A 25528-nucleotide genomic window follows, 5' to 3' on the forward strand; every position below is an offset into this window, starting at 1 on the left:
CAATCGGCTCGGCTCTCCCGGGCCCGCGTATCCTCGCCTCATGCCGCCGCGTCCCCCCGTACCGTCCCGTCCGGTCGGTACGGTCACCCGCGGGACGACCAACCCGAACCGGCTGCGCCGGATGGACCGCTGGATCGCCGCCGCGCACGCCCCCGCACTCCGCCGCTCCCCCACCCCGCCCGCCGCCGTCGACCTCGGCTACGGCGCGGCGCCCTGGACGGCCGTCGAACTGCTGGAGCGACTGCGCACGGTGCGCGGCGACGCGCGGGTGTACGGCGTCGAGATCGACCCGGCGCGGGTCGCCGCGGCCCACCCGTACGCGCGCCCAGGCCTGGCCTTCGTCCGCGGCGGCTTCGAACTGCCCGTCGACCGGGGCCGCGGGCTGACGCTGATCCGCGCGGCGAACGTGCTGCGCCAGTACCCCGAGGCGGAAGTCGTCCCGGCGTGGCGGCGGCTGTGCGCGCGGCTGGCGCCGGACGGGCTGCTGGTGGAGGGCACCTGCGACGAGATCGGCCGCCGCCATGTCTGGGTGGCGCTCGGCCCGGAGGGCCCGCGCACGGTGACCTTCGCGGCCCGCCTTGCCACCCTGGCGACCCCCTCCGACCTGGCCGAACGGCTGCCGAAGGCACTCATCCACCGCAATGTGCCCGGCGAAGGGGTGCACGCCTTCCTCACCGACTTCGACCGCGCCTGGGCCACCGCCGCCCCCTACGGCGCCCTCAGCGCCCGGCAGCGCTGGATCCGCGCGGTACGCGCCCTCGCCGCGGACTGGCCGCTGGCCGACGGCCCCCGCCGCTGGCGCCAGGGCGAGGTGACGGTCCGCTGGAGCGCCCTCGCCCCGCACACCATGCCGAGCACCCTCATCTGACACCTCCCGCCCCGACGGCTCGCCGCCGGGCGCCGGTTCAGTGGCGGCCGCGCAGGCGGTCCCCTGCCCGCGAGGCGTTCCCGCAACCGGGCCCAGAGCGTCCTCGGACGCCCGCGGACGTCTGACACATCGCAAAGAGCCCGTGACCGTGCGCACTTGACCCTGACTATTCATTCAGAGAATAGTGGAGTTCATGTCGACCGCAGCTCACGTGTTGCTCGCCCTGCTCGCCGCCGGACCGCTGCACGGGTACGACCTGAAGAAGGCCCATGACCTGCGCTTTCCGAAGGCGAAGCCGATGGCGTTCGGCCAGGTGTACGCCACCTTGGGGCGACTGGAACGGGACGGGCTGGTCGAGCAGACGGGCACCGACCGCGACGGCGGGCCCGACCGGACACTGTTCGCCCTGACCGACGCGGGACACCAGGCGCTGGACACCTGGCTGGCCGCGGTCGAGACCCCGGCCCCCTACGTGAGCTCCGACCTGCTCGCCAAGGTCGTCGTCGCGCTGCTGGTCGCCGATCCCGAACAGGCCCGCAGCTGGCTGAGCGCCCAACGCCGGGCGCACACGGCGCGGCTGCGGGAACTCACCGCGCTCAAGGCGGACCCGGCGACCGGTCTCGGCGACGTGATCGCCGCCGACTTCGCCCTCACCCACCTGGACGCCGACCTGCGCTGGATGCAGACCACGCTGGAACGCGTCACCGACCTCCATCGGGAGATCCACGGATGACAGTCCTCCAAGCAGACTCCGTAGTGAAGTCCTACGGCCCCACACCGGCGCTCCGCGGCGTCGGCCTCGAACTGGCCGAGGGCGAGGTGCTGGCCGTCACGGGGCCGAGCGGCTGCGGCAAGTCCACCCTCCTGCACTGCCTGTCCGGCATCCTGCGCCCCGACTCGGGCGAGGTCCGGTATCGCGGCAGGCCGCTGGGCGCGTACTCGGAGGCCGACCGCACCCGGCTGCGCCGTACCGAATTCGGCGTACTGTTCCAGTTCGGCCAGCTCGTGGCGGAGATATCAGCGGCGGAGAACGTCGCGCTGCCCCTGCTGCTGACCGGACGCAGTCGGTCCGAGGCCCACTCCGCGGCACTCGCCCAGCTCGACCGGCTCGGCGTGGCGGAGGCCGCCGAGGCCCGGCCGGGACAGCTCTCCGGCGGCCAGCAGCAGCGTGTCGCCGCGGCACGTGCGCTGGTCACCGAGCCCCGGGTGCTCTTCGCGGACGAACCCACCGGCGCCCTCGACCAACTCGCCGGGGAGAAGCTCCTGGGCGAACTGGTCCGGACGGCCCGCGAGCGGGGCACCAGCGTCCTGCTGGTCACCCACGCCCCGGTCGTGGCCGCATACGCCGACCGGGAAGTCGTCCTGCACGACGGCGTCGTCGACGCGAGCGGACTCGGCACCGGGAGACTCGGCGCCGGCGCACGGACGGGGACCCCGCTGTGAGCGCCGTGCTGGAGATGCGGCCCGCCGTGCTGCTGCGGCTCGCACGTGCCGGAACCCGCACGGACACCCTCCGCGTCGTCCTCTCCGCAGCAGGCGCGCTGCTGGGCACCCTCGCCCTGCTCGCCGGACTGACCGTGGCCGCCATCGGCACACCCCTCGACGTGACCGCGGGCTCCCGTGCGCAATCGGACCAGTACAGCAGCCTGCTGCTGCGGCAGCCGGGGCTGCGGCCCGGGGTGTGCCTCGCGTTCGGCCTGCTGACCCTCCCGGTACTGGCGTTGGCCGGACAGTGCGCACGCATCGGTGCGCCCGCCAGGGACCGGCGGCTGGCCGCGCTGCGACTGGCCGGAGCGACACCCCGGCAGAGCAGCGCCGTCGTCGCCACCGAAACCGGACTCGCGGCCCTGCTGGGCGCCTGCTCGGGCTTCGCGGTGCACTTCACGCTCCGAGCCGTTCTCGACGAGCCGAACGCGGACGGCCGGCTGCCGCTGCCCACCGATGTGCTGCCGCATCCGGTCGGCATGGCCGCGGTCCTGCTCGGCATCCCCCTGCTCAGCGCGGTGAGTTCCGCCGTGCTGACGCGCCGGGTCGTGGTGAGCCCGCTGGGAGTGACCCGCCGCACCCGCACCCGGACTCCCCGCCCATGGCCGGGGCTCCTCCTGCTGGCCGCGGCGGCGGCCTTCGCCGGGGTGGGCGCCCTGCGCCCGGAGGAAAGCGGCCTGCCGGAGACGGACTCCGTCCTCGTCGAAGGCGGACTGCCGCTGCTGCTCCTGCTCGTCGGCGGAGTGTGCACCGTACTCGGGCTGGTGCTCGGCACCGCCTGGCTCTCCCACACCGCCGGCCGGATCCTCCACCGCTTCGCCCGCCGCGCCCCGGCCCTGCTCGCCGCCCGGCGGCTGATCGCGGACCCGTGGCACGGCAGCCGCACGCTGTCCGCCTTCCTGGCCTGCGTACTGGTCGGCGCCGGTGCGGCAGCCGTCCGCGCCAGCTTCTCGGCGCTGTGGAACGCGGAGACGGCGGCGGCGCGTTACGAGGCGCGCGCCGGAGTCGACGACGGGGCGCTCACGAGAGCCGACCCGTTCTACCTCGACTCCATGCTCCTGGTGGATGTCGCTGTCGTCACGGCTGCGGTGATCGCCGTCGGCGGACTGCTGGTCGCGCTCGCCGAGGCGGTCGCGGCGCGCAGGCGCACCCACGCGGCGCTGCTCGCCTCCGGGGTGCCCAGGAGCGTGCTCGCCCGGGCCACCCTGTGGCAGACCCTCGCGCCGGCGGTACCCGCCGTTCTCCTCGCCCTCGCGCTGGGCACCGCCCTGGGCCGCGGCGTCATGGGCCGCCAGGCCACGGCCGGCGGACACCGCTTCCGCGCGTGCGCGGCCGCGGACGGCTGCCCGGGCGCGCTCACCGACGCCAACAGCAAGGCGGTCGAGGTGCCCGAGATGGTCCGCGCCACCCACCTCCCCTGGGCCGAACTGGCCCTGCAGGCCGGTGGCGCGCTGGTCCTGCTGCTGGCCGCGACCGCAGCGGCCCTGCTCTTCCTGCGCTCCACCACGTCCGTCGAGGAACTCCGCACCCAGTGAACCGAACGGCGCCGCCGGCCCGCCCCCGGACAACCGCATCAGGAACAGGAAGGGGCGTTCTCCGGGTGGGTGCGGGTCCAGTGGCGGCCGAAGGCGAAGCGGGCGGCCTCCACCTCGTGGCGCTGGTCGGCGTGCAGGACGCCGAGGGCGTAGGCGGTGGCGGGCGCGATGCGGGGGGTCGCGGCGGCGGAGGCGGCAGCGGCCGCGGCCGCGGCGGCCTCGTGGTGCCGTTCCAGGGCCTCGCCCGCCGGGCGGAGCCGCGGGTCGGGCACCGCGTGCGGACCCAGCACCTCCTGCGCGTAGCGGTGCACCCGCAGCAGCACCCGGACATGGTCCCAGGCCGCGTCCTGACGGGCCTCGACGCCCAGCGAACGGGAGAGGCCGTCGGCGTTGTACGGGGCCCCGGCGCGGGTGAGCGGAAGCGCGGCGACGGCCTCGTCGAGCCGGCGGCGCGCCTGCTCGGCGGGCGGCGCGAGCATCGCCGCGGCGGGCCTGCCGGCGTCACCGCCCGGGCGGAACGGCGTCTCGGAGGCCAGCAGCGCCACCGCGTCGGCGACCGCGTGGAACCGGGCCGAGCCCAGCGCCTGGAGCGCGGCCGAGTGTGCGCGGGTGCGGGCCAGGGTGAGCCGACGCTCCAGCAGGGCCCCGGCGCGGGCCGCTCCCACCGGCAGGGCGCCCCGCTCGCGGGTGGCCGCACCGCCCCCGGCGGACCGCCGCCCGCCGCCCGGGGCGCCGGGAGTCCGGCCGCCCGCCTCGGCGGCTGCCGGGCCGGTGCCCTCGCCGCTGCCCGCCGGGCCGCTCGCCAGCCGGTGCAGGGCGCCCGACAGCCGCTCCAGCCGGTCGGCGCAGGCGTACTCGCGGGCCACCACCCCGGCCAGCCAGCTCAGTTCGGTGCGCAGGTCGTCGGCCCAGACCGGGTCGAGCAGCGCACGGTAGGTGACGAGCACGCCGTTCATCCGGCGGGCGGCGGAGCGCAGGGCGCCGACGGACGCCGCCGCGCGGGCGGGGTCCGCCGCACCGGCCGTCCCGCCGGGGCCGGCGCCGCTGCCTCCCGTACCGGCGCCGGTGCCCTGCGCGTGGGCGCGCAGGCCGCGGAGGAACTCCGCGGCGCGCTCCTGGAGATAGCCGCCCAGCACCTCGGCCACCGTCCCCGCGGGCGCCGCCACCGGACCCGCCGGCCCGGGCACCGTCCCCGCGGGGGCCGTCGGACCCGGTGCGGCCGTCCCCGGGGCCGCCTCCGGCGCCCGGTCCGCGGCCGGATCCGCCGCCGTGCCCGCGGGTGTCCCGGCGGGCCGCGGGGGCTCCCGCGTACCGCGCCCGGACTCGACGACCACGTCCCGGCTCCGTCCCATCACGTCCCCTTCCGCGCACCGCGCACGTTGTGCACACCGGCCCCACCGCTCTCGCGGCACCCGCCGGCCGCCCCGCGCGGGTGTTCCCCTGCGCACCCGCGTCGCTGCATCGCCCTCAGTCCCCCAACCGCCGCGCGGCGCCGCGCGTCACGTCGCGGCCGGACCGCGTTTCCGCCGCCGCCCCTCGATCAGCATTTCCTGCACGTTCGGCAGCCGCTGCCCGCCTTCCTCCTCGGCGGCCCGCGCGTGCCGCGTCCACACCCCGTCCGGTCCCAGGTGCCAGGAGTCCGTGGCGTCGGACATCCCGGTGGCCAGCAGCCGGTCGAGCGAGGCGCGGTGTGCGGGATCGGTGACCCGCACCAGTGCCTCGATCCGCCGGTCGAGGTTGCGGTGCATCATGTCGGCGCTGCCCAGCCACACTTCCGGCTCGCCGCCGTTCCGGAACGAGAACACCCGCGAGTGCTCCAGGAACCGGCCCAGCACGCTGCGCACCCGGATGTTCTCGCTCAGCTCCGGCACACCGGGCCGCAGCGCGCAGATGCCGCGCACCCACACGTCCACCGGGACGCCCGCGGCCGAGGCGCGGTAGAGGGCGTCGCACACCGTCTCGTCGACGATGGAGTTGACCTTGATGCGGATGGCGGCCTCGCGCCCGGCCCGGTGGTGCTCGACCTCCCGCTGGATCCGTGCGACGAGCCCGTCCCGCAGAGAGCGCGGCGCGACCAGCAGCCGGCGGTAGGTCTCCCGCCGCGAGTAGCCCGACAGCCGGTTGAACAGGTCGGACAGGTCCGCGCCCACCTCCTGGTCGGCGGTCAGCAGCCCCAGGTCCTCGTACAGTCTGGCCGTCTTGGGGTGGTAGTTGCCGGTGCCCACGTGCGCGTACCGGCGCAGCACCTCGCCCTCCTGGCGCACCACCAGCGACAGCTTGCAGTGGGTCTTCAGCCCGACCAGCCCGTAGACGACGTGGCACCCCGCCTCCTCCAGCTTCCGGGCCCACTTGATGTTGGCCTGCTCGTCGAAGCGCGCCTTGAGCTCGACCAGGACGAGCACCTGCTTGCCGGACTCGGCGGCGTCGATGAGCGCGTCCACGATCGGCGAGTCGCCCGAGGTGCGGTACAGCGTCTGCTTGATGGCCAGCACGTCCGGATCGGCGGCGGCCTGCTCCAGGAACGCCTGCACGGAGGTGGAGAAGGAGTCGTAGGGGTGGTGCAGCAGTACGTCGCGGCGGCGCAGCGCGGCGAAGATGTCGGGCGCCGAGGCGGACTCGACCTCCGCGAGGTCCCGGTGGGTGCCGGCCACGAACTTCGGGTACTTCAGCTCCGGCCGGTCCATGGCGGCGACGATCCCGGACAGTCCCGTCAGATCGAGCGGCCCGGGCAGCGGGAAGACCTCCGACTCGCCGACCTTCAGCTCCCGGATGAGCAGGTCCAGGACGTAGGGGTCGATGGACTCCTCGACCTCCAGGCGCACGGGCGGGCCGAACCGGCGCCGCATCAGCTCCTTCTCCAGGGCCTGGAGGAGGTTCTCCGCGTCGTCCTCCTCGACCTCCAGGTCCTCGTTGCGCGTCACCCGGAACATGTGGTGCGCGAGCACCTCCATGCCCGGGAACAGCTCCTCCAGGTGCGCGGCGATCACGTCCTCCAGCGGGACGTAGCGCTGCGGTGAAGCCTCCAGGAACCGCGGCAGCAGCGGCGGCACCTTCACCCGCGCGAAGTGGTTGTGCCCGCTGACGGGGTTGCGGACGACCACCGCCAGGTTGAGCGACAGCCCCGAGATGTAGGGGAAGGGGTGGGCCGGGTCGACGGCCAGCGGGGTCAGCACGGGGTAGATCTGCTGCCGGAAGAGGGTCAGGAGCCGGGCCTGCTCCTTGTCCGTGAGTTCCGCCCAGCGCAGCAGGTGCAGCCCCTCGGCGGCCAGCGCGGGGGCGATGTCCTGCTGGTAGCAGGCGGCGTGCCGCTCCATGAGCTGCTGCGCACGCTCCCAGATGCCCTCCAGCACCTCGCGCGGCTTGAGCCCCGCCGCGCTGCGGGTGGCCACGCCGGTCGCGATCCGGCGCTTGAGGCCCGCGACGCGGACCATGAAGAACTCGTCCAGGTTGCCGGAGAAGATCGCGAGGAAGTTCGCCCGCTCCAGCAGCGGCGTCTCCGGGTCCTCGGCGAGTTCGAGCACCCGCTCGTTGAAGGCCAGCCAACTGCGCTCCCGGTCCAGGAAGCGGTCGGCGGGCAGGTCGGTGGCGGACTCGTCGTCCAGCCGGCCTTCGCCGCCCGCGTACACATCCGGGTCGGAGTCGAGGTCGGGGTCCAGGCCCAGGCCGGGGCCGGCACCCGGGACGCTGCCGGGATCGGTGGGTGAGCTGAGGCGGTGGGCCGCGATCGAGCCGACCGGGGACTGCGGCTGCTGGGTCATACCGCCATTGTCGATGCTCTCTGCGAGGGAGGACCGGGCCATTCCGCGAGGCTCGCACGCGAGTTTGAATCAGCGGTTACGCCGACATGGCATCGCGGGGTGCCCCGGATGACCTGCCGGGGCGGACGGCCCGCACATTCCCCCGCTCCCGGGAGGTCCGGGAAGCGGTCGCGGCGGTTAGGATCCCCGCACCCCTCACCCGGCCTCTCCCCCTGCGGCTCCACCATGCTGAACCTCAGCCAACTGACCACCGGCCCCCACCCGGTACTGCGCTCCCCCGGCCCACCGGACCGGCCGGACTCCCCCGGCCCGCCGGAACCGGCCGGCACCCCGGCGCCGACGACCGCGCAGCACATGGACGACGCCGTGCGGTGCGATGCCCGCTGGCGGCTGCCCGCGGACGCGCCCCGGATGCGGGCGGGACTGGCCGTCCTGCCCACCGGCCCGGAGGGGGCGGTGCCGGACTGCGCCGACCCGGCGCTGCGGGAACTCGCCCGCGCGGGCGTGGCCGCGGTGGTGCTCGCGCCCGCCGCGGCCCCCGCCGGCCGGGAGGCCGCCCGAGCGGCCGGGCTGCCGGCACTCGCCCCGGCAGCGCACTGGGACGCCGACGAGACCCTGCGCCGCGTACTGCGGAGACAGCTGGCGGTCGAACGGGAGAACACCCGCTGCACCGCGCGGGTGCTGGCCCTCTCCGCGACCGCGCTGGAGCGGGCGGAGGGGCCTGCGCGACTGCTGCGGGAGGTGGCCGCCGCCACCGGCGGCCCGGTGACCCTGATCGAGCCGGGGCACCCCGAGTGGAACCGGCTGGCCGCCGAGCGGCGCCGGACGCTGGAGGAGGTGCGGTGCGGGCGGATCCGCACGGCGGCCGTGCCGTTCCGGGACCGGGAACTGGTGCTGCACGCAGTGGGAAGAGACCGGCCGCACCGGGTGCTGGCCGCGCTCCGCTCCGGCGGCTGGCCCTCGCACCTGCGGCAGTTGCTGGCCCACACGGCGGGGCAGGTGGCACTGCTGGACTGTGCGGTGCAGTACCGCCGGGACCGCGAGGTGCTGCACACAGCGCTGCGCGGCGTGCGGGTGTCCGTGCTGCAATACCTGATGCTGGGGAACTGGGAGGGCGCCGTGCGGGTCGCCGAACCGCTGGCCCGGCTGGGTGCCGCCGAGTACGGCGTCGGCGAAGTCCTGGCCGCCGCACGCGGAGTGGTGGCCGTGGTGCAGCGCGCACCGGAGGAGGACCGCACGCGGACCGCCGCGGCCTGCGAACAGGCGGTGGGCGACGGCGGGCTGGTCGTCCTGTGTCCGGCCGACCCGCGGCACGTCATCGTGGTCCTTCCGCAGGACCCGGACGGCAGCACCCCGGTGGCCCTGCTGCGCCCGGTCGTGGAGCAGCGGCCCGGACGTCTCGCCGGAGTCTCCGGGCCCCGGCCCTGGTCGCAGACCGCCCTGTCCTACGAGGCCGCGGTACGGGCGCTGACGGCCGCGCGGAACGACCCGGAGGGCATCGTCCGGGACGCCGGGGCCTCCTCCCTCCTGGCGTCGCTCTCCCCGCGGGCACGGGTGTGGGCCCACCAGGTCTGCGTCGGGCTGCGGAAGCTCACCGAGGAGCAGCGCTCCCAAGCGGTACCGACCGCCCGCCGCGCACTGTCCTACGGGGCGCTGCGCGCCGGCCGGCTGCTCGGCGTCGACCGCACCACGGCCAACAAGCGGCTCCGGCTGGTGCTGGAGGCGATGGGGCTCGACCACCGGCAGGTCGCGCACCGCGCGGTGGCCGACCTCGCCTTCCAGCTCACCGACCTGCCGCTCCCGGCGGACCTCGCACCGCAGGCGGCCCCCGGGCTGCGGGCGCTGCTGCGGGAGTCGCCGGTCGTGGACCGGGCGACGCACGAGCTGGCGGTGCTGGAGCAGGCGGACGACCCGCGGCTGCTGGCCACCTGGCTCGCGCACAACTGCCACGCGAGCGCGACGGCCGCGGCGCTGGGCATGCACCGGAACACCCTCGCGGCCCGGCTCTCGGCGCTGGGCTCGCTGCTGCGGCTGCCGCTGGGCGAGCAGGGGGCCGCGCCGCACCAGGCACTGATGCTGCTGGTGGCCGCCGGGCAGCTCCCGGTGACCGCGGTGCCTGATCCGGCGAGGCCCGGGCACTGATCCGCCGATCCGCGCACCCGGGCGCCGGCCGACGAACCGGAACGGGCTCCTCACATGCACAGCCGGCCGCCTCGGATGCATACGGCGCGGTGGCGGCCGGTGTGCCTACGATCCCGGCGTCCGACCGCACCGGCGGGGGAAGCGACGAACGGGCGGGCGCATATCCGCCTCTCTCCGGGCTTGCCGTGTGCCGCTCGCACGAGCGGCGCCTTCGGACGGTCGCCGGGCGATTGGGGACCGCCACCGCGCGGAAAGCCCGGTGCCGGACCGGCTCGCCCCGAAGCCCGTCACGCCGTCTTCCCGCCCCGGCCCCGCACCCAGGTGCCGGACCGGGGCGCGGTCGGCGTACCAGCGAAACCGCACCCCGTGCGGAGAACGAGGAGTCACCGAATGCGCACCCTTCTGCGCCGGGCCACGGTCGCCGCGACCTGCCTCGGCACCGTCGCCGGCGCGGCGGTCGTCATGGCGCCCCCGGCGATGGCGGCGTCCTGCAACACGACCACCAAGACCGTGGACGACCGCGGGTACTCCGGTCCATGGGCGGACAACTGGACCCTCAAGGCGACCATGTGCTCCTACCGCTCCGGCAGCTACGTCTACAGCTACGCCAAGCTGAGCTGGGACGTGCCGTCCTCCTACCCGAACCCCACCCCGCGGACCTTCGACGCGGCGAAGTTCCGGGTCTACCTGAAGAAGAGCGTCGCCGGCGCGCCCGACCCGATCCGCGCCCACCGCGACTTCGGGCTCGAAGGGCGGATGGAGAGCGGCGACGGTTCCTACACCACCCCGACCTTCCGGCACGCCGTCTCGCGCTACGCGCTCGGTGACGGTGCCTGGAAGCTGAACTGGAACAACGACGGCGACGGCTACGTCCACTACGCCGTCACCGCCTCACCCCGGGTCTGACGACCCCGAGCGGCTCCCGCCGCGCCCTTCGGTCCTCGCGGACCGGGGCGACGCGGCCGCCGAGGCCGCTCCGCAGTCTCCCTCCCCCGCCCGCGGCGACGGTGTCTCCCCACCGCGGCGGTGCCGGGGGAGGGCCCCGCAACGGGGGAGGGCCGGAGGACGTGCGTCCTCCGGCCCTCGGGGTGGGACCCGGGTGTCCGGCCGCGGCGCGGAGCCCGGTACCCGCCGTCAGGTCTCGGTGCGGTACATCAGGTCCGTCTCGTGGGTGCGGAAGCCGAGCCCCTCGTAGACGCGCACCGCGGCTTCGTTGTCGGCGTCGACGTAGAGCATGGCGGTCGGCAGGCCCCGCTCGTCGGCCAGATAGCGCAGGCCGATGGTGGTGAGCGCCTTGCCGAGGCCGCCGCCCTGCTCACCGGGGTCGACCCCGAGGACGTAGACCTCGCCCAGTTCCTCCGCCGAGTGCACCTTCGTCCAGTGGAAGCCGACCGGCCTCCCGTCCCGCTCGGCGAGGAAGAAGCCGACCGGGTCGAACCAGGGCTCGGCCTTCCGGTCGTCGAGATCGCGCTGGGTGAGGGTGCCCTGCTCGGGATGGTGCGCGAAGGCGGCGGCGTTCAGCGCCAGCCAGGCCGCGTCGTCCTCTCCGGGCCGGAAGGCCCGTACGGTCACCCCGTCCGGCAGCACCGGATCGGGCAGTTCCAGCCCGGCCAGCGAACGCCTCAGCTGGCGCAGTTCGCGGAAGAGGGTCATCCCCAGGCTCTGCGCCAGGTGCCGCGCCGCGGGATGGCCGCCGTGCGCCCAGACCCGCAGCCGCCGCCCGGACTGGTCCAGCAGGGCCTGCCCCAGCCGCCGGCCGTGGCCGTTGCCGCGGCGCGTGGGTGCGACGACGAGCTCCCCGGCCGGCGCCTCCACCGGGTCCGTGTCCTCCAACTGCGCGTAGCCGGACAGCGCACCGTCGCCGGCCCGCAGCAGCAGATGGCGCACGCCCGGGCGGGAGCCGCCGCGCAACTGCAGCCTGCCCTGTTCGGAGACGGCGGGCTGACCGTCCTCCCGCGCCGCGGCGTCGATCAGCGCCTGGACCTCCCGCACGTCGTCCGCGGACACCTCGTCCACAACATCCACGTCACTCATGGGGACGACCCTACGGCGGAACGCGCGGGAGTGGACCGCTCGTCGCTCCGCCGACCGCGGACACGCTCAGCGGGGCGGCTCGGACGGCGGCGGGGCGGGGGCGCCGGGCAGCCGCAGGACCGCCTCGGTTCCGGGGCCGCCGTCCGCGGGGCGCCGCAGCCGCACGTCGCCGCCGCTCTGCCGCACCGTGCGGGCCACGATCGACAGTCCCAGGCCGGAACCGGGCAGGCTGCGCGCCGAGGGGGAGCGCCAGAAGCGGTCGAAGACGTGCGGGATCTCGTCGGCCGGGACGCCGGGCCCCCGGTCGCGGACGGTCAGCACCCCGTCCCGCAGCGCCACGTGCACGCTGCCGCCCTCCGGGCTGAATTTGAGCGCGTTGTCCAGCAGGTTGACCACCGAACGCTCCAGCGCCGCCGCGTCGCCCCGTACGTACCAGGGGGCGAGGTCGGTCGTCAGCGTCAGCCGCGGCCCCCGCGGCCGGGCCCGCTCCACGGCCCGCTCCACGATCTCGTGCAGCCCGACCACCGCGGCCCGGGGCGGGGCGCCGGAACCGCCCGGTCCGCCGGGAGCGTTCGGGTCGCCCGGCTCGGCGCCCTCGCCCTCCGTGGTGTGCGGGACCGCCTGCGGGCGGGAGAGCTCCTGGAGGTCGCCGATCAGCTCGGCCAGCTCGGCCATCTGCGCCTGCACCGAGGAGAGCAGTTCCCTGCGGTCCTCCTCGGGCAGCGCCCGCCCGGTCTCCTCGCTGCGGACCAGCAGGTCGATGTTGGTGCGCAGCGAGGTGAGCGGGGTGCGCAGTTCGTGCCCGGCGTCGGCGATGAGCTGCTGCTGGAGCTCGCGTGAGGAGGCCAGCGCCTCGGTCATGGCGTTGAAGGAGCGGGACAGCCGGGCGATCTCGTCGTGCCCGTCGACCGGGATGCGCACCGCCAGGTCCTCGGTGCGGGCGATGTGCTCCACGGCCCCGGTGAGCCGGTCCACGGGCCGCAGCCCGGCGCGGGCCAGCGCGACACCGGCGCCGGCCGCACCCAGTACGCCGGCGCCGCCCACCAGGGTGAGGATCAGTGCGAGCTTGCGCAGCGACTCCTGGAGCTCGGCCATCGGCCGCGCCACCGAAACGGCCAGCCCGGTGCCCGCGACCGGTGTGGTGCGGACCCGGTACTCGGTGCCGTCCGAGGCGCGCGCCGTGTGCAGGGTCTCGCCGTGCCGCCGCTCGGCCACCCGCACGTCGGCGTCGGTGACGTCCAGCTTCCTGCCGACGATCACGCAGTTCCCGCCGGAGGGGTCCACGACCTGCACGGTCGCGCCGAAGGGGTTGGGCGCCGGCTGGTCGGGCGGGGTGCACTGGCCGGACTGCACCCGGTCGACGACGGCGCCGGGCGCCACGGAGTTGTCCCGCAGCGAGTCGTCCAGCGAGTTGAGCAACTGGGCGCGGACGAGGAACCAGCAGGCCAGCGCGCACGCGGCGACCGCCAGCGCCACCGTCGTCGCGGCCAGCAGGGCCAGCCGGCCCCGCAGCGGCATCGCGACCGCGCGGGCGCCGCCGCGCCGCAGCCGGAAGAGGGCGGTGCGCAGGCCGCTCCCCGTGTGGTCGGAGCCGAGGCTCACGTGTCGTCCCGCAGCACATAGCCCACGCCGCGCACCGTGTGCACCAGCCGCGGTTCACCGCCCGCCTCGGTCTTGCGCCGCAGATACATCACGTACACGTCCAGCGAGTTGGACGAGGGCTCGAAGTCGAAGCCCCAGACGGCCTTGAGGATCTGCTCCCGGGTGAGCACCTGCCGCGGGTGGGCGAGGAACATCTCCAGCAGCGTGTACTCGGTGCGGGTCAGCTCCACCGGCCGCCCGCCCCGGGTCACCTCGCGGGTGAGCAGGTCCATCCGCAGATCGGCGAAGGCCAGGGTCTCCGGCTCCTCGGCGGCCTCGGCCTGCGCCTGGGCGCGCGCGTAGGAGCTGCGCCGCAGCAGGGCCCGGACCCGGGCGAGGAGTTCGTCCAGTTCGAAGGGTTTGACGAGGTAGTCGTCGGCGCCCGCGTCCAGCCCGGTGACGCGGTCGCCGACGGTGTCGCGCGCGGTCAGCATCAGCACCGGCACCCGCTGCCCGGCGGCCCGCAGCCGGCGCGCCGCGGTGAGCCCGTCCATGCGGGGCATCAGCACGTCGAGGACGACGAGGTCCGGCTGGTGCTCGGCCACCTTCTCCAGGGCCTCGGCACCGTCGGCGGCGAGCTGGGTCGCGTACCCCTCGAAGCTCAGGCTGCGGCGGAGCGCGTCCCGGACCGCGGGCTCGTCGTCGACGACGAGCACGGTCTGCTTCCCGGCGTTCCCGGTGCCGTTCCCGGACGCGGGGGCCTGCCGAGCGGGCTCCGGCCCCGAGGACGGCTGAGGCGGCGGGAGCGGTTGAGACGGCTGGGTCGGCTGGGGCGGAGGCGTGGCGTCGGAGGGCATGGCTCCCAGCTTGGCACCGTCCCGGCCGCCCAGCAGGTCACGCAGCGCCCTCACGCACCCCCCTGCCGCAGCGCGTCCAGGTCCTTCTTCACGTCGTCGACCGGAATGGCGAAGCCCAGGCCGACGCTGCCGGCACTGGCCTGGGAGGTCTGGCCCTGCCCCGAACCGGACGAGAAGATGGCCGAGTTGATGCCGATGACCTGGCCGGCCATGTTGAACAGCGGACCGCCGGAGTTGCCAGGGTTGAGGGACGCGTCGGTCTGGATGGCCTTGTAGGTGGTCGTCTCGCCCTGGACGCCGCCGTTGTACTGGCCGCCGTCGAACTCGAACGGCCACTCCTGGCCACCGCTGCCGCCGCTGCCGCCGCCGTTCCGGCCCGGCAGCCCCTGCTGTCCGCCGTCCTCCTTGGGGACCTTCACCTCGCGGTCCTTGGCGGAGACGATGCCGCTGGTCACCGTTCCGGACAGGCCCTCGGGCGAGCCGATGGCGACGACCTGGTCGCCGACACCGACCGCCCCGGAGTCGCCGAGCTGAGCCGGCTGGAGGTCGTCCTGCCCGGCCACCTTCAGCAGCGCCAGGTCCTTGTCCGCGTCGGTCCCCACGACCTCGGCGTCCGCCGTTCTGCCACTGTCGAAGGAGACCTTGACCGTGTCGGCGCCGGAGACGACGTGGTTGTTGGTGATGATCTGACCGTCCTTGGTGATGACGACTCCGGAACCGGTCGACTCCCCCGAGCCGCTGGTCGCCTTGATCTCCACCACACTGTCCTGGACGCTGCGCACCACGTCGGAGACCGCGCCCTTCGCGGTCGCGTTGCTGCCGCCGACGGCCGGCGCCGCCGAACTCGTCCCGTCGTGCCCGCCCAGCAGCCGCTCCATGCCGAAGGCGGTCCCGCCGCCGATCACGGCAGCGGCCACGGCGACCGCCGTCAGCAGCGCCGCGGGCTGCCGCATCCGGCGGCGGCGCGGACGCCCGTGCCCGGCCTCGGCGCCCGCACCCTCGGCACCGTCCGCACCGGGCTCCGCCGGGCCACCCGCCGCGCCGGGAGCGCCCGGCTCCGCGCCGAAGGCGGCGTGCGGCGGCCCGGCCGGGGGCGGCGGTACGGCTCCGAAGGGCGCCGGCGACTGCTGCTCGGGCCGGTGCGGATACGGCGGGTACGGGGGCTGCGTGCCGTGCGCGTCGGAGGTGCCCTGCGGAGGCTGCGTGCCGTGCGGAGGCTGCGTGCCGTGCGGAGGCTGCGTGCCGTGCGGGGGCTCGCCGCCCTGCGGGCCGTGGGTGCCGTGCGGAGTCTGCCGCTCGAAGTTGTCCATGCCCATGAGCGTGCTCCGGCAAGATGAGAGCTCTCTGAGGAGGCGGTGAGAAACCTCCGAGTTCTCGCCCTACGGGGGCCGTTCGGCCTCCGGGGCCGCGGCTCAGGCCGGATCGCAGCCGCAGGACCGGCGGATCACCAGTCCGGACGGGAACTGCCGGACGCGGCCCTTGCTGCCGGGGACGCCGCCGTTGCGCGTCCCGGGAATCCGCAGCGAGTCGTCCAGCACCAGGTCGACGGCGGCCTTCGCCATCGCCTCGCGGTCCGAGCCGACGGTGGTCAGCGGCGGATCGGTCAGCGCCGCCTCCTTGACGTCGTCGAACCCCGCGACGGCCAGCTCGCCGGGCACGTCGATGCCCAGCTCGCGGGCGGCCCGCAGCACCCCGATGGCCTGGTCGTCGGTGGCGCAGAACAGCGCCGTCGGGCGGTCGGGGCGGCGCAGCAGCTCCAGGCAGCGCTGGTAGGTGTCGTACCGGTTGTACGGGGACTGGAAGAGCCGGCCCTCGGTGGATTTGCCCGCCTCCCGCATGGCCCGCTCCCACCCCACGACGTGGTCGGTGACCGGGTCGCCGAGCACCGGGGTCTCCTCGACGCCGCCGAGGCAGGCCACCGCGTCGTGGCCGTGCTCCAGCAGGTGCCGGACGGCCAACTGGGCGCCGCCCACGTCGTCGAGGACGACGGCGACGTCGTCGATGGCCTCGGGCCGCCGGTGCATCAGCACCACGCGCGAGTCCCATGCGTCGATCTCCGCCGCCGCGTGCTCGCTGGGACCGGAGCTGATGAGGATGAGGCCGGAGACCCGCATGCCGAGGAATGCGCGCAGATAGTGCACCTCGCGCTCGTCCAGATAGTCCGAGTTGCCGACCAGGACCATCTTTCCGCGCTCGGCCGCCGCGCGTTCGACAGCGTGCGACATCTCCGCGAAGAACGGCTGGCGGGCGTCCGGAACGATCAGCCCTATGAGGTCCGTGCGCCGCGACGCCATGGCCTGGGCCACGCGGTCGGGCCGGTACCCCAGTTCCTTGATGGCGGCGAGCACCCGCTCCCGGGTCGCCGGGGCGACCGGCCGGGGACCGTTGTTGATCACATAGCTGACAACGGCTGTCGAGGTCCCCGCCACTCTCGCCACGTCGTCCCGCGTCACCTTGGCCACGCCGAGAGTCTACGCGGGATGAGTCGCCCCGCTCCGCTCCCGTCGCGGACCTTCGCCCCGGGCCGCGGCACAGGGCTCCCGCGGGGCTCACGGCACCGCCGCCGGCGGCTTCGGGAGCGGGCTCCCGGGCCCCGCCGGAGGGCTCGGCACCGGCCCATCGGCCGTACCGAGCCCCCCGGCCGTACCGCTTCCTCCGGCGGCCCCGGCCTCCGGCGGCCCCGGTCCCTCCGGCGGTCAGTCGGCGCTGCGCCGGGACGAGGACGCCGCCTCGCGGGTCACGCGCTCCGCCGCGTCCGCGACGGAACCGGCGCCGGAGGCGGGCTCAGCGGCGGGCGGACCCTCCGCCTTCTCCGGCGAGACGAAGCGGTATCCGACGTTGCGGACCGTCCCGATCAGGGCCTCGTGCTCCGGCCCCAGCTTGGCGCGCAGCCGCCGGACATGGACGTCGACGGTGCGGGTGCCGCCGAAGTAGTCGTAGCCCCACACCTCCTGGAGGAGCTGGGCGCGGGTGAACACCCGGCCCGGATGCTGGGCGAGGAACTTCAGCAGCTCGAACTCCTTGAAGGTCAGGTCCAGGACCCGGCCCTTCAGCTTCGCGCTGTAGGTCGCCTCGTCGACCGACAGGTCCCCGTTGCGGATCTCCATCGGGCTGTCGTCCGCGGTGAGCTGGCGGCGGCCGGTCGCCAGCCGCAGCCGGGCCTCCACCTCGGCGGGTCCCGCGGTCTCCAGCAGCACGTCGTCCACGCCCCACTCGGCCGTGACGGCGGCGAGCCCGCCCTCCGTCACGATCAGCATCAGCGGGCAGCCGGGTCCGGTGGAGCGCAGGAGCTGGCACAAGGAGCGCACCTGCGGCAGGTCGCGCCGGCCGTCGACGAGGATCACGTCGGCGGACGGCGCGTCCACCAGCGCGGGCCCCTCGGCGGGGGCCACACGCACGTTGTGCAGGAGGAGCCCCAGCGCGGGCAGCACCTCCGAAGAGGGCTGGAGTGCGTTGGTGAGGAGCAGCAGTGAACTCATGCGGTGACACCCTCCCTCGGCGAGAGGGCCCACGTCGGACGTGGTCGGTGCGCTTTCGAACGGCCTCGGTTCCGGTCTCGGTTCTGCACGGTTCGCTTGCCCATGACGTCGAGTTCCCTCCTGGCGCCCTGCGCCGGGGGCGCCACCCGGGCCGGTGCCCGGGGGAATATGGCGGCACTGCTTCGTACGGCACTGCCCGAGGGCCGGGCCGCGGGCCTGTCCCACCGGCCACGACCCCCAGAAAGCACAAAAGGACCCGGGGGCGACGCTGCCCGGATCCTGCTTGCCAGCAGAATACCCGCATGAGAGTCGGAGCGGCATGTGACATCGCTCGCGCCCCCCGCAGGGGTGTTACGCAGCGTACTGACACGACGGCGGTACGGAAGGATCTGCGGACCGCCGACGGGGTCCGGATCGAGGCCCGGTACGAGCCGTACGCGGGCCCGGCCACCGGCTCCGGAACCGCCGGGGACCCGGGCGCGATCGTGCTGGCGCACGGCTTCACCGGCGCCCTGGACCGGCCGGCGGTGCGCCGCGCGGCGACCGCGTTCACCGCGCACGCGGCCGTGGTGACCTTCTCCTTCCGGGGACACGGCCGGTCGGGCGGGCGCTCGACCGTGGGGGACCGGGAAGTGCTCGACCTGGCCGCCGCGGTGGCGTGGGCACGCGCGCAGGGGCACCGCACGGTGGCGACCGTCGGCTTCTCGATGGGCGGCTCGGTCGTCCTGCGGCACGCGGCCCTGTACCGCGGGGAGTACGACCACGGTCACGCAGAGTCAATTTTCGATTCTGTGGTGCACAGGGGGCGCACAGACGGGCGCACAGCTGAGCCGGCCGGCCCACAGGGTGCCGTCGGCGCCGCGGCAGCCGCCCCCGCTCCCGTTCCCGCCACCGCGGACGCCACCGCCCACGCCGACGCCGTGGTGGCCGTCAGCGCGCCCGCCCGCTGGTACTACCGGGGTACGGCACCGATGCGGCGGCTGCACTGGGCGATCCAGCACCCGCTCGGCCGGCTCGTCTCCCGCTACGGGCTGCGCACTCGCGTCCACCACCGGGACTGGGACCCCGTTCCGCTCCCGCCCGTCGCCGCCGTCCCGCGGATCGCCCCGGTCCCGCTGCTGGTCGTGCACGGCGACCAGGACCCGTACTTCCCCGTCGACCACCCGCTCTCGCTCGCCGAGGCGGCGGACCCGGAAGCCTGCGAACTGTGGCTGCGGCCCGGTTTCGGACACGCCGAGAACGCCGCGGACGCCGCGCTGTTGGACCGGATCGGCAGTTGGGCGGCCACCCGGCTACAAGCACCCGCCGCGAGGCCGCATCATGGGAGCCGCGACCCACACGCCCCGCGGGCCGCCGGAAGCACGCCGGGACACGCCCCGGGACCGGCACCGGACGCCACCGAGGGCACGGACGGCTGAGAGGGACCCCAACCATGGCCAGCGGCACGATCCGCTACTGGGCGGCGGCGAAGGCCGCGGCAGGCACCGCCGAGGAACCGTACGAGGCCGGCACCCTCGCGGACGCGCTCCGCGGCGCCCGCGAGACGCACGCCGGGCGGCCCGAGTTCGCCCGCGTCCTGCTGCGCTGCTCCTTCCTGGTCGACGGCGACCCGGTCGGCACCCGCACCCATGACGCCGTCCACCTCAGCGAAGGCGGCACCGTCGAGGTCCTCCCCCCGTTCGCGGGAGGCGCCCGATGAGCGACGGCCGCCCCGAGGAGCCCTACGGCGGTACGTACGACGCGTACGGGCGGCCCGTGCCGCCCGATCCGTCCCACCCGCTGCCCCCGCACACGCCCCGGCCGGACGCCGCATCGCCGCACGCCGCCGGACCCGGGTACGGCGGGCCCGCACCGTACGCCCAGGACCCGTACGCCGGGGACGCGTACGGGACGGGGTCGTACGGGACCGATCCGTACGGGACCGATCCCTACGCGTCGGGGCCGTACGGTCCGGACGCGTACGCCCAGGACCCGTACGGCCGGCAGACCCCGTACGGGGCGGCCTACCCGGCTCCGTACGAGCAGGCCCACGGGCAGCCGTACGAGCAGGCCCACGGGCAGCCGTACGAGCAGCCCCACGGACCGGCGTACGACGTCTCCTCCGACGTGACCTACGAGGTGACCCGGATCGACGGGCCGCAGCCCGGCGGCGCGGCGGCCTCCGCCCGGACCGGCGCCCCGCCGACGGCGCCCGGACACACCGGGGCGCTCCCGCACGGGACCCCGTCGGCCCACCAGCCCCTGCCCGCCTCCTCGGGACCGCTCCGGCCCGGAGGGGCCGGGCAGCCCCTGCCACCGGAAAGCCACACAGAGCACCAGCCGATGCCACAGCACCAGCCCCGGACCCAGCCCGGGCCGCAGCCGGCCCCGCACGCCCACGCCACCCGGACCGCCCCGCAGCCGCCCCCGGCCCGGCAGACACCGGCGGACCCGCAGACCGCGGCGGCCCCGGCGACCGCCGCCGGCACGCGGCAGCGGACCGGCTCCCCGATCATCGCGCCGGGGCTGAGGCCCGCCGCCGTCACCGCGGTCCTCGCGGCGCTGCTGGCGGCCACCGCACCGCTGGGGCACGGGGCGCTCGCGGGCGCACTCGTGCTGCTCCAGGCGCTGACGGCGGCCGGCTGGTACCGGCTCAACGGGATGTGGCCCGCCCGGCAGGGCATCGCGCTGGCGTTCGTGGCCGGGCTGACCGCCGACGCCGGGCTGCTGCTGACCGACGGCGGATCGGCGCCGACGGTGCTGCTCGGGGCGGCGGGTGTGTGGTGCGTCCTGTCCCTGGTGCTGCAGTTGCGCAACAACTCCAGCCCCGACGAGCGCCTCTACGCGCTCACCGCGGGCTTCGCCGCGATCGGGCTGACGGTACTGGCCGCCGGGCTGCTCCCGGCCGAGGCCGACGCGGTGACGGTGGGAGCCGCCGCGGTCGCGGTGGCGGCGCTGGCCCGGGCGGTACCGCTGCCCGGCCCGGTGTCGGTGCCGCTCGCGCTGGTGGCCGCGGCGGCCGCCGGGGCCGCGGCAGGCCGGTTGACCGGCGTGGATCCGGTCCCGGCAGCGCTCATCGGGCTGGGCGCGGGGGTGTGCGCGGTGCTGGGGCTGCGGGTGGCCAGCTACGACTGGCCGTCCCGGTTCGTCCATATGACGGCGGGCGTCGCCCTCCCGCTGACCCTGGCCGTGCCCGCCGTCCAGCTGCTGGGCCGCACGCTGCTCTGACGACGCCCCGACGACGGATACCTGCGCAACGGGAGCCTCACCGCCCCCCTGCGTCCCACTCGTCTCCCCACCAACAGCGGCACGAAGCGGGTTACGCTCGCAGCCAGCACGCCGACTCATGGGGGGATACGGACACCATGCGCGCACTCCGCACAGGGCTAGTGATCCTGGTGATACTCGCCGGGCTCTTCGTGGCGGCCGACCGCGTCGCGGTGAACCTCGCCGAGGACAAGGTGGCCGAGAAGCTGAAGGGCCAGCTGGGCTCCACGTCGTCCGGCGACCCCTCCGTCTCCATCGAGGGCTTCCCCTTTCTGACCCAGGTCGCCGGCAAGCAGCTGGACGAGGTGAAGGTCGACGTCGAGGGCGTCACCGCCACGGCGAACGGCCGCCAGGTGCGGCTGAGCAAGATCACCATGGAAGCCCTCGACGTGAAGCTGTCGAACAACTTCGGCACGGCGGTCGCCGACCGGGCCACCGGCACCGTGCACCTGTCCTACGCGGACCTGTCCAAGGCGGCGGACGACGGGGTGCGCGTCAGCTACGGCGGCAAGAGCACCTCCGGCAAGGACCAGGTGAAGGTCACCGCCGGCATCGTCCTCCCGGTGGTGGGCCGCACCATCGAGCGCAGCGTCTACAGCACCGTCAGCGTGACCGGCGGCGACACGGTGCGGCTGCACGCCGACGAGGTGCCCGGCTCCAAGGTGCCCGGCGTCGAGGACGCGATCCGCAAGAAGATCGACTTCGACCGCAGGATCGACCGCCTCCCCGACGGCCTCCGGCTGGAGAAGGTCGAGGCGACCAAGAGCGGCGTCGACGTCTCCATGGCGGGCACCGACGTCCGGCTGGCCGGCTGACCCCGGGATCCCCGGTCCGGACCCCGGGCACCGGCCCTCGCCAGGCACCGGCCCTCGCCGGACCTCGCCGCTTCGCCGGGCCCCGGACCGCCTCGGCGCCCGGCCGCCGTTGATGGCGAGATCATCGATCCCGCCATCCGAGACGGGCAGCGGCGCATCCCCCGCACCCACCCGCCCGGCACCGCCCGCCGGCCCGCGCTTTCGGGCCTTTCATCCCGTCATACGGACAGAAATATCTCACGATGCGGATCGACGGTGACACAGCCCCGTCGTCGTCCTTACGATCGAGCGCATGAAGCGACAGGCGGACCTCACGAAGCGCCGGGCAGTGGACCTGTGCCGCATCGCCGCCATGCTCTGTCGCGGCTCCCGCTGACCGTCCGCACGTCCCGCCGGGACCGAGGCGCCCTGCCCGCTCGGCGCCCCGCCGCCCACCCGCACACGTGCCGCAGCGCAGCCCCGCGTACGTCCCACCGCGCACCGTCGCGCACGCCCGCACCCCGCCGTGCGCCCGACCCGTGTCCGCGAGCCGCCGCATACGCGCACCTGCTCCGCACCCTCCGCCGCATCCACCCACCTCACGAGGAGAGACAGCATGAGCCGCAGCGACGTTCTGGTCGACGCCGACTGGGCAGAGGCCCACCTGGACGACCCGAAGGTGGTGCTCGTCGAGGTCGACGAGGACACCTCGGCCTACGACAAGAACCACATCAGGAACGCGATCCGGATCGACTGGAAGCAGGACCTCCAGGACCCGGTGCGCCGCGACTTCGTGGACCAGGAGGGCTTCGAGAAGCTCCTGTCCGCCAAGGGCATCGCGAACGACGACACCGTCGTGCTCTACGGCGGCAACAACAACTGGTTCGCCTCCTACGCCTACTGGTACTTCAAGCTCTACGGCCACCAGGACGTCAAGCTCCTCGACGGCGGCCGCAAGAAGTGGGAGCTGGACTCCCGCGACCTGGTCGCCGAGGTGCCCGAGCGTCCGGCCACCGACTACCGGGCCAAGCCGCAGGACACCGCCATCCGCGCCTTCCGCGACGAGGTCGTCGAGGCGATCGGCACCAAGAACCTGGTGGACGTGCGCTCCCCCGACGAGTTCAGCGGCAAGCTGCTCGCCCCCGCGCACCTGCCGCAGGAGCAGTCCCAGCGCCCCGGCCACGTGCCCAGCGCCCGCAACATCCCCTGGTCGAAGTCGGCCAACGACGACGGCACCTTCAAGTCCGACGAGCAGCTCACGGAGCTGTACCAGGCCGAGGGCGTCGACCTGGGCAAGGACACCATCGCCTACTGCCGCATCGGTGAGCGCTCCGCGCACACCTGGTTCGTCCTGCACGAGCTCCTGGGCCAGCAGAACGTCAAGAACTACGACGGCTCCTGGACCGAGTACGGCTCGCTCGTCGGCGTGCCCGTCGAGCTCGGCTCCAACTGACCCGACCCTCGAAAGGACGGAACACCCTCATGTGCGGAGCACAGGCAGGCGGGCCCGACACCGCCACCATCAAGCCGGGCGAGACCACGATCCAGGGCAGCGTGACCCGCGGCGGCGAGCCCGTCACCGGGTACGTGCGGCTGCTGGACGCCACCGGCGAGTTCACCGCGGAGGTCCCCACCTCCGCCACCGGCCAGTTCCGCTTCTACGCCGCGGAAGGCACCTGGACGCTCCGCGCACTGGTGCCCGGCGGCACCGCGGACCGCACGGTGGTCGCCCAGGACGGCGGCCTGGCCGAGGTCACCATCGCGGTCTGAACCGCGCAGGGGCTCCGCCGGTCCGGTACCGGCGTGCCGGGCCGCCCGGTCCCGGCACGGTGCCGGGACCGGGCGGAGCCCCCATATGCTGGCCGTATGGCACACCGGAAGCTCGTCATCAAGGTCACCGCGGGCGCCGACGCGCCCGAGCGGTGCTCGCAGGCCTTCACCGTCGCCTCCGTCGCGGCGGCGAGCGGCACCGAGGTCAGTCTGTGGCTGACCGGTGAATCCGCCTGGTTCGCCCTCCCGGGCCGCGCGGCGGAGTTCGAGCTGCCGCACGCGGCACCGTTGCCCGACCTCATGGCCGCGATCCAGGCGAGCGGCCGGATCACGCTGTGCACCCAGTGCGCGGCCCGCCGTGACATCGAGGAGAAGGACGTCCTCGAAGGCGTCCGCATCGCGGGCGCACAGCTCTTCGTGAGCGAGATCATGGCCGAGGACGTCCAGGCCCTCGTCTACTGAGCGCATCCCCTCGCCCACCGAGAACGCTCCGCTTGCCCCCTCGCCCGCCGGGCAGCCCCTCGGGAGGTCCGCCCCCGCCGCGGCGATTAGACTCGGAGGGTCACCGAACACCGCGCAAGGAGAGCCACCCGTGCTTGAGGCATTCTTCACCGCCCTGATGGTCCTGGTCTGCGTCGGCACCGTGGCCTTCGCCGGGCTGACCTTCAAGAAGCTCTACCAGGGCCAGCGCTGACCGCTCGCACGCCCGCCACTCTTAGGGATCGACCAGTTCCATGATCGAGATTCCGTCCGACCTCCACCCGGACCTCGTGCCCCTCGCCTTCCTGCTCGGCAACTGGACCGGTGCCGGTGTGGCCGCCCTCGACGCCCAGGAGGGCGAGGAGGAGCAGAAGTGCAACTTCGGGCAGGAAGTCACCTTCACCCACGACGGCCGTGACTTCCTGGAGTACGTCTCGCACTCCTGGGAGCTCGACGCGGAGGGCCGGAAGGTCCGCCCGCTGGAGACCGAGACGGGCTACTGGCGCATCGACGCGGACCGCAAGGTCGAGGTCGTCATGATCCGCGACCAGGGCATCGCCGAGGTCTGGTACGGCGAACTGGCCGAGAAGAAGCCGCAGATCGACCTGGCGACGGACGCCGTGGCCCGCACGGCGGCCGCCGGCGAGTACAGCGGCGGCAAGCGGCTGTACGGCTACGTCAACAGCGACCTGATGTGGGTGGGCGAGAAGGCCACACCCGAGGCGCCGCTGCGGCCCTACATGTCCGCGCACCTGAAGAAGGTCGTGGACCCCAAGGAGTGGGCCAAGGACGTCGTGGACCTGCCCGACGACGGCATCGCCTTCTTCCGCTGAGGACTCCGCCGAGGACCGGGCTCCCCGCTTCCGCCGGGGACGCCCGCTCCGGACATTACGCCGGGGACGCGCACTCCGCCGAGGAGCGTCCCCGTTCGCCGTTGCCGGCCGTTCCGCCTCCCGCTGTGCGCCGCCCCACTCGCGCCGGGCGCGCCGCCGCCCCGGCGGGCGCCGTCCCCTTCCCGCGCCCGCGGGCCGTTCCCCTTCCGTTCGACGGCTGTTGCCGCCGCGTTCGGCGGCAGCGGCGGCCTGCCCGCGGCGCACGTCTCGGAGATGTCACGATTGTGAAAGCTGTGGAATAGCGCGATTCCGCCCACCAGTTCGGGAACCCTCGCCCGGCACCCCGGTCGAGGCGAATCCACTGGTCACGGCGAGACCCCTACAGCGCGAGTCACCCAAATCACTCCCGGTAGGCAATCTAATGCGTGCCCTTGAGTGATAAGAATGGCGTTAATCCATTCACCGGCACGAGCGCCGGTGGGGCCGCTGTGGCGCGCTCTCGCGCCCTCTTGCCCCGGCGCTCGACCGCCCAACGGGGAAAAGGCTTCTTCTGTGAATCGTTCTCGCATAACCTCCGCCGCCGCCACCGTCGCGCTGCTCGGCGGCCTGGCCACCACGCAGCTGGCCACCGCGGCGAGCGCCTTCGCGTACGACAGCGGCGCCGAG

Annotated in this window: 22 protein-coding genes; 14 read left to right on the forward strand and 8 right to left on the reverse strand. The window is 74.7% G+C overall.

The features are described from left to right. Positions 1-40: 40 nt before the first annotated feature. From A949_RS0106635 to A949_RS0106650, 4 genes are all read left to right on the forward strand, one after another. The gene (locus A949_RS0106635) at positions 41-868 is read left to right on the forward strand and encodes a class I SAM-dependent methyltransferase (RefSeq protein ID WP_026004396.1); all 828 of its coding nucleotides are present in this window, start codon (positions 41-43) and stop codon (positions 866-868) included. Between the two features lie 193 nt (positions 869-1061). After that, positions 1062-1601, forward strand: a complete 540-nt coding sequence (locus A949_RS0106640) for a PadR family transcriptional regulator (protein ID WP_026004397.1) — start codon at positions 1062-1064, stop codon at positions 1599-1601. Further along, positions 1598-2311: an ABC transporter ATP-binding protein gene (locus A949_RS0106645; RefSeq protein WP_026004398.1), complete on the forward strand. Its 714-nt coding sequence runs from the start codon at positions 1598-1600 to the stop codon at positions 2309-2311. Before A949_RS0106640 ends, A949_RS0106645 begins: the two co-directional genes overlap by 4 nt. After that, positions 2308-3888 (forward strand): FtsX-like permease family protein, encoded by a 1581-nt coding sequence (locus tag A949_RS0106650; RefSeq protein WP_019355221.1) that lies wholly within the window; start codon positions 2308-2310, stop codon positions 3886-3888. The genes A949_RS0106645 and A949_RS0106650 overlap by 4 nt, the downstream gene beginning before the upstream one ends. 38 nt (positions 3889-3926) lie before the next feature. Here the strand turns inward: A949_RS0106650 and A949_RS0106655 are convergent, their stop codons facing one another. Both A949_RS0106655 and A949_RS0106660 read right to left on the reverse strand, forming a co-directional pair. After that, positions 3927-5240, reverse strand: a complete 1314-nt coding sequence (locus tag A949_RS0106655; protein WP_019355222.1) for a CHAD domain-containing protein — start codon at positions 5238-5240, stop codon at positions 3927-3929. A 147-nt stretch (positions 5241-5387) separates the two neighbouring features. Beyond that, entirely contained in the window at positions 5388-7646 is a 2259-nt protein-coding gene (locus tag A949_RS0106660) for an RNA degradosome polyphosphate kinase (protein WP_019355223.1), read from the reverse strand. A 225-nt stretch (positions 7647-7871) separates the two neighbouring features. On the opposite strand from A949_RS0106660, the gene A949_RS0106665 reads away from it, so the two are divergent. Both A949_RS0106665 and A949_RS0106670 read left to right on the forward strand, forming a co-directional pair. Beyond that, positions 7872-9788, forward strand: a complete 1917-nt coding sequence (locus A949_RS0106665) for a helix-turn-helix domain-containing protein (RefSeq protein ID WP_019355224.1) — start codon at positions 7872-7874, stop codon at positions 9786-9788. A 390-nt stretch (positions 9789-10178) separates the two neighbouring features. Further along, positions 10179-10694 carry a hypothetical protein gene (locus tag A949_RS0106670; RefSeq protein ID WP_019355225.1) on the forward strand — a complete coding sequence of 172 codons (516 nt, stop codon included), beginning with the start codon at positions 10179-10181 and terminating at the stop codon, positions 10692-10694. 228 nt (positions 10695-10922) lie between these two features. Here the strand turns inward: A949_RS0106670 and mshD are convergent, their stop codons facing one another. The 6 genes from mshD to A949_RS0106700 form a co-directional block, all read right to left on the reverse strand. Further along, a complete protein-coding gene (gene mshD / locus A949_RS0106675; protein ID WP_026004400.1) occupies positions 10923-11822 on the reverse strand; it encodes a mycothiol synthase in 900 nt (299 codons plus the stop codon). 66 nt (positions 11823-11888) lie between these two features. Next, positions 11889-13340 carry a HAMP domain-containing sensor histidine kinase gene (locus A949_RS0106680; protein ID WP_037705963.1) on the reverse strand — a complete coding sequence of 484 codons (1452 nt, stop codon included), beginning with the start codon at positions 13338-13340 and terminating at the stop codon, positions 11889-11891. Positions 13341-13420: 80 nt separating this feature from the next. Beyond that, positions 13421-14314 (reverse strand): response regulator transcription factor, encoded by an 894-nt coding sequence (locus tag A949_RS0106685; RefSeq protein WP_019355228.1) that lies wholly within the window; start codon positions 14312-14314, stop codon positions 13421-13423. Next, positions 14311-15576 carry a trypsin-like peptidase domain-containing protein gene (locus A949_RS39485; RefSeq protein WP_019355229.1) on the reverse strand — a complete coding sequence of 422 codons (1266 nt, stop codon included), beginning with the start codon at positions 15574-15576 and terminating at the stop codon, positions 14311-14313. Before A949_RS39485 ends, A949_RS0106685 begins: the two co-directional genes overlap by 4 nt. A 96-nt stretch (positions 15577-15672) precedes the next feature. Then, positions 15673-16722 (reverse strand): LacI family DNA-binding transcriptional regulator, encoded by a 1050-nt coding sequence (locus tag A949_RS0106695; protein ID WP_019355230.1) that lies wholly within the window; start codon positions 16720-16722, stop codon positions 15673-15675. A 234-nt stretch (positions 16723-16956) separates the two neighbouring features. Beyond that, positions 16957-17739: a winged helix-turn-helix transcriptional regulator gene (locus tag A949_RS0106700; protein ID WP_019355231.1), complete on the reverse strand. Its 783-nt coding sequence runs from the start codon at positions 17737-17739 to the stop codon at positions 16957-16959. 302 nt (positions 17740-18041) lie between these two features. On the opposite strand from A949_RS0106700, the gene A949_RS32705 reads away from it, so the two are divergent. The 8 genes from A949_RS32705 to A949_RS0106745 all read left to right on the forward strand — a co-directional run bounded on the left by A949_RS32705 (position 18042) and on the right by A949_RS0106745 (position 24862). Further along, complete coding sequence (locus A949_RS32705) at positions 18042-19157, forward strand: alpha/beta fold hydrolase (protein WP_019355232.1); 1116 nt, start codon at positions 18042-18044, stop codon at positions 19155-19157. 14 nt (positions 19158-19171) lie between these two features. Next, positions 19172-19438, forward strand: coding sequence for a MoaD/ThiS family protein (locus tag A949_RS0106710; RefSeq protein WP_019355233.1), 267 nt, complete (start codon positions 19172-19174; stop codon positions 19436-19438). Then, positions 19435-20946, forward strand: a complete 1512-nt coding sequence (locus A949_RS0106715) for a hypothetical protein (protein WP_019355234.1) — start codon at positions 19435-19437, stop codon at positions 20944-20946. Before A949_RS0106710 ends, A949_RS0106715 begins: the two co-directional genes overlap by 4 nt. Positions 20947-21083: 137 nt before the next feature. Beyond that, positions 21084-21800, forward strand: coding sequence for an LmeA family phospholipid-binding protein (locus A949_RS0106720; protein ID WP_026004402.1), 717 nt, complete (start codon positions 21084-21086; stop codon positions 21798-21800). Positions 21801-22395: 595 nt separating this feature from the next. Next, positions 22396-23232, forward strand: coding sequence for a sulfurtransferase (locus tag A949_RS0106725; protein WP_019355236.1), 837 nt, complete (start codon positions 22396-22398; stop codon positions 23230-23232). A 29-nt stretch (positions 23233-23261) separates the two neighbouring features. Then, entirely contained in the window at positions 23262-23549 is a 288-nt protein-coding gene (locus tag A949_RS0106730) for a DUF1416 domain-containing protein (RefSeq protein WP_019355237.1), read from the forward strand. A gap of 96 nt (positions 23550-23645) precedes the next feature. Continuing rightward, positions 23646-24011, forward strand: coding sequence for a DsrE family protein (locus tag A949_RS0106735; RefSeq protein ID WP_019355238.1), 366 nt, complete (start codon positions 23646-23648; stop codon positions 24009-24011). A 272-nt stretch (positions 24012-24283) separates the two neighbouring features. Further along, positions 24284-24862, forward strand: a complete 579-nt coding sequence (locus A949_RS0106745) for an FABP family protein (protein ID WP_019355239.1) — start codon at positions 24284-24286, stop codon at positions 24860-24862. The last annotated feature ends 666 nt before the right edge of the window (positions 24863-25528 follow it).

It is taken from the genome of Streptomyces sp. AA1529 (assembly GCF_000280905.1).
Taxonomy (GTDB): Bacteria; Actinomycetota; Actinomycetes; order Streptomycetales; family Streptomycetaceae; genus Streptomyces.

What these genes read in the sequence shown, in the direction of transcription:
- mshD (WP_026004400.1), bottom strand. Translation starts at nt 11,822, where the DNA reads ATGAGTGACGTGGATGTTGTGGACGAGGTGTCCGCGGACGACGTGCGG.
- A949_RS0106660 (WP_019355223.1), bottom strand. Translation starts at nt 7,646, where the DNA reads ATGACCCAGCAGCCGCAGTCCCCGGTCGGCTCGATCGCGGCCCACCGC.
- A949_RS0106655 (WP_019355222.1), bottom strand. Translation starts at nt 5,240, where the DNA reads ATGGGACGGAGCCGGGACGTGGTCGTCGAGTCCGGGCGCGGTACGCGG.
- A949_RS0106745 (WP_019355239.1), top strand. Translation starts at nt 24,284, where the DNA reads ATGATCGAGATTCCGTCCGACCTCCACCCGGACCTCGTGCCCCTCGCC.
- A949_RS0106730 (WP_019355237.1), top strand. Translation starts at nt 23,262, where the DNA reads ATGTGCGGAGCACAGGCAGGCGGGCCCGACACCGCCACCATCAAGCCG.
- A949_RS0106670 (WP_019355225.1), top strand. Translation starts at nt 10,179, where the DNA reads ATGCGCACCCTTCTGCGCCGGGCCACGGTCGCCGCGACCTGCCTCGGC.
- A949_RS0106635 (WP_026004396.1), top strand. Translation starts at nt 41, where the DNA reads ATGCCGCCGCGTCCCCCCGTACCGTCCCGTCCGGTCGGTACGGTCACC.
- A949_RS32705 (WP_019355232.1), top strand. Translation starts at nt 18,042, where the DNA reads ATGAGAGTCGGAGCGGCATGTGACATCGCTCGCGCCCCCCGCAGGGGT.
- A949_RS0106665 (WP_019355224.1), top strand. Translation starts at nt 7,872, where the DNA reads ATGCTGAACCTCAGCCAACTGACCACCGGCCCCCACCCGGTACTGCGC.
- A949_RS0106700 (WP_019355231.1), bottom strand. Translation starts at nt 17,739, where the DNA reads ATGAGTTCACTGCTGCTCCTCACCAACGCACTCCAGCCCTCTTCGGAG.
- A949_RS39485 (WP_019355229.1), bottom strand. Translation starts at nt 15,576, where the DNA reads ATGGGCATGGACAACTTCGAGCGGCAGACTCCGCACGGCACCCACGGC.
- A949_RS0106645 (WP_026004398.1), top strand. Translation starts at nt 1,598, where the DNA reads ATGACAGTCCTCCAAGCAGACTCCGTAGTGAAGTCCTACGGCCCCACA.
- A949_RS0106715 (WP_019355234.1), top strand. Translation starts at nt 19,435, where the DNA reads ATGAGCGACGGCCGCCCCGAGGAGCCCTACGGCGGTACGTACGACGCG.
- A949_RS0106720 (WP_026004402.1), top strand. Translation starts at nt 21,084, where the DNA reads ATGCGCGCACTCCGCACAGGGCTAGTGATCCTGGTGATACTCGCCGGG.
- A949_RS0106680 (WP_037705963.1), bottom strand. Translation starts at nt 13,340, where the DNA reads ATGCCGCTGCGGGGCCGGCTGGCCCTGCTGGCCGCGACGACGGTGGCG.
- A949_RS0106735 (WP_019355238.1), top strand. Translation starts at nt 23,646, where the DNA reads ATGGCACACCGGAAGCTCGTCATCAAGGTCACCGCGGGCGCCGACGCG.
- A949_RS0106710 (WP_019355233.1), top strand. Translation starts at nt 19,172, where the DNA reads ATGGCCAGCGGCACGATCCGCTACTGGGCGGCGGCGAAGGCCGCGGCA.
- A949_RS0106725 (WP_019355236.1), top strand. Translation starts at nt 22,396, where the DNA reads ATGAGCCGCAGCGACGTTCTGGTCGACGCCGACTGGGCAGAGGCCCAC.
- A949_RS0106640 (WP_026004397.1), top strand. Translation starts at nt 1,062, where the DNA reads ATGTCGACCGCAGCTCACGTGTTGCTCGCCCTGCTCGCCGCCGGACCG.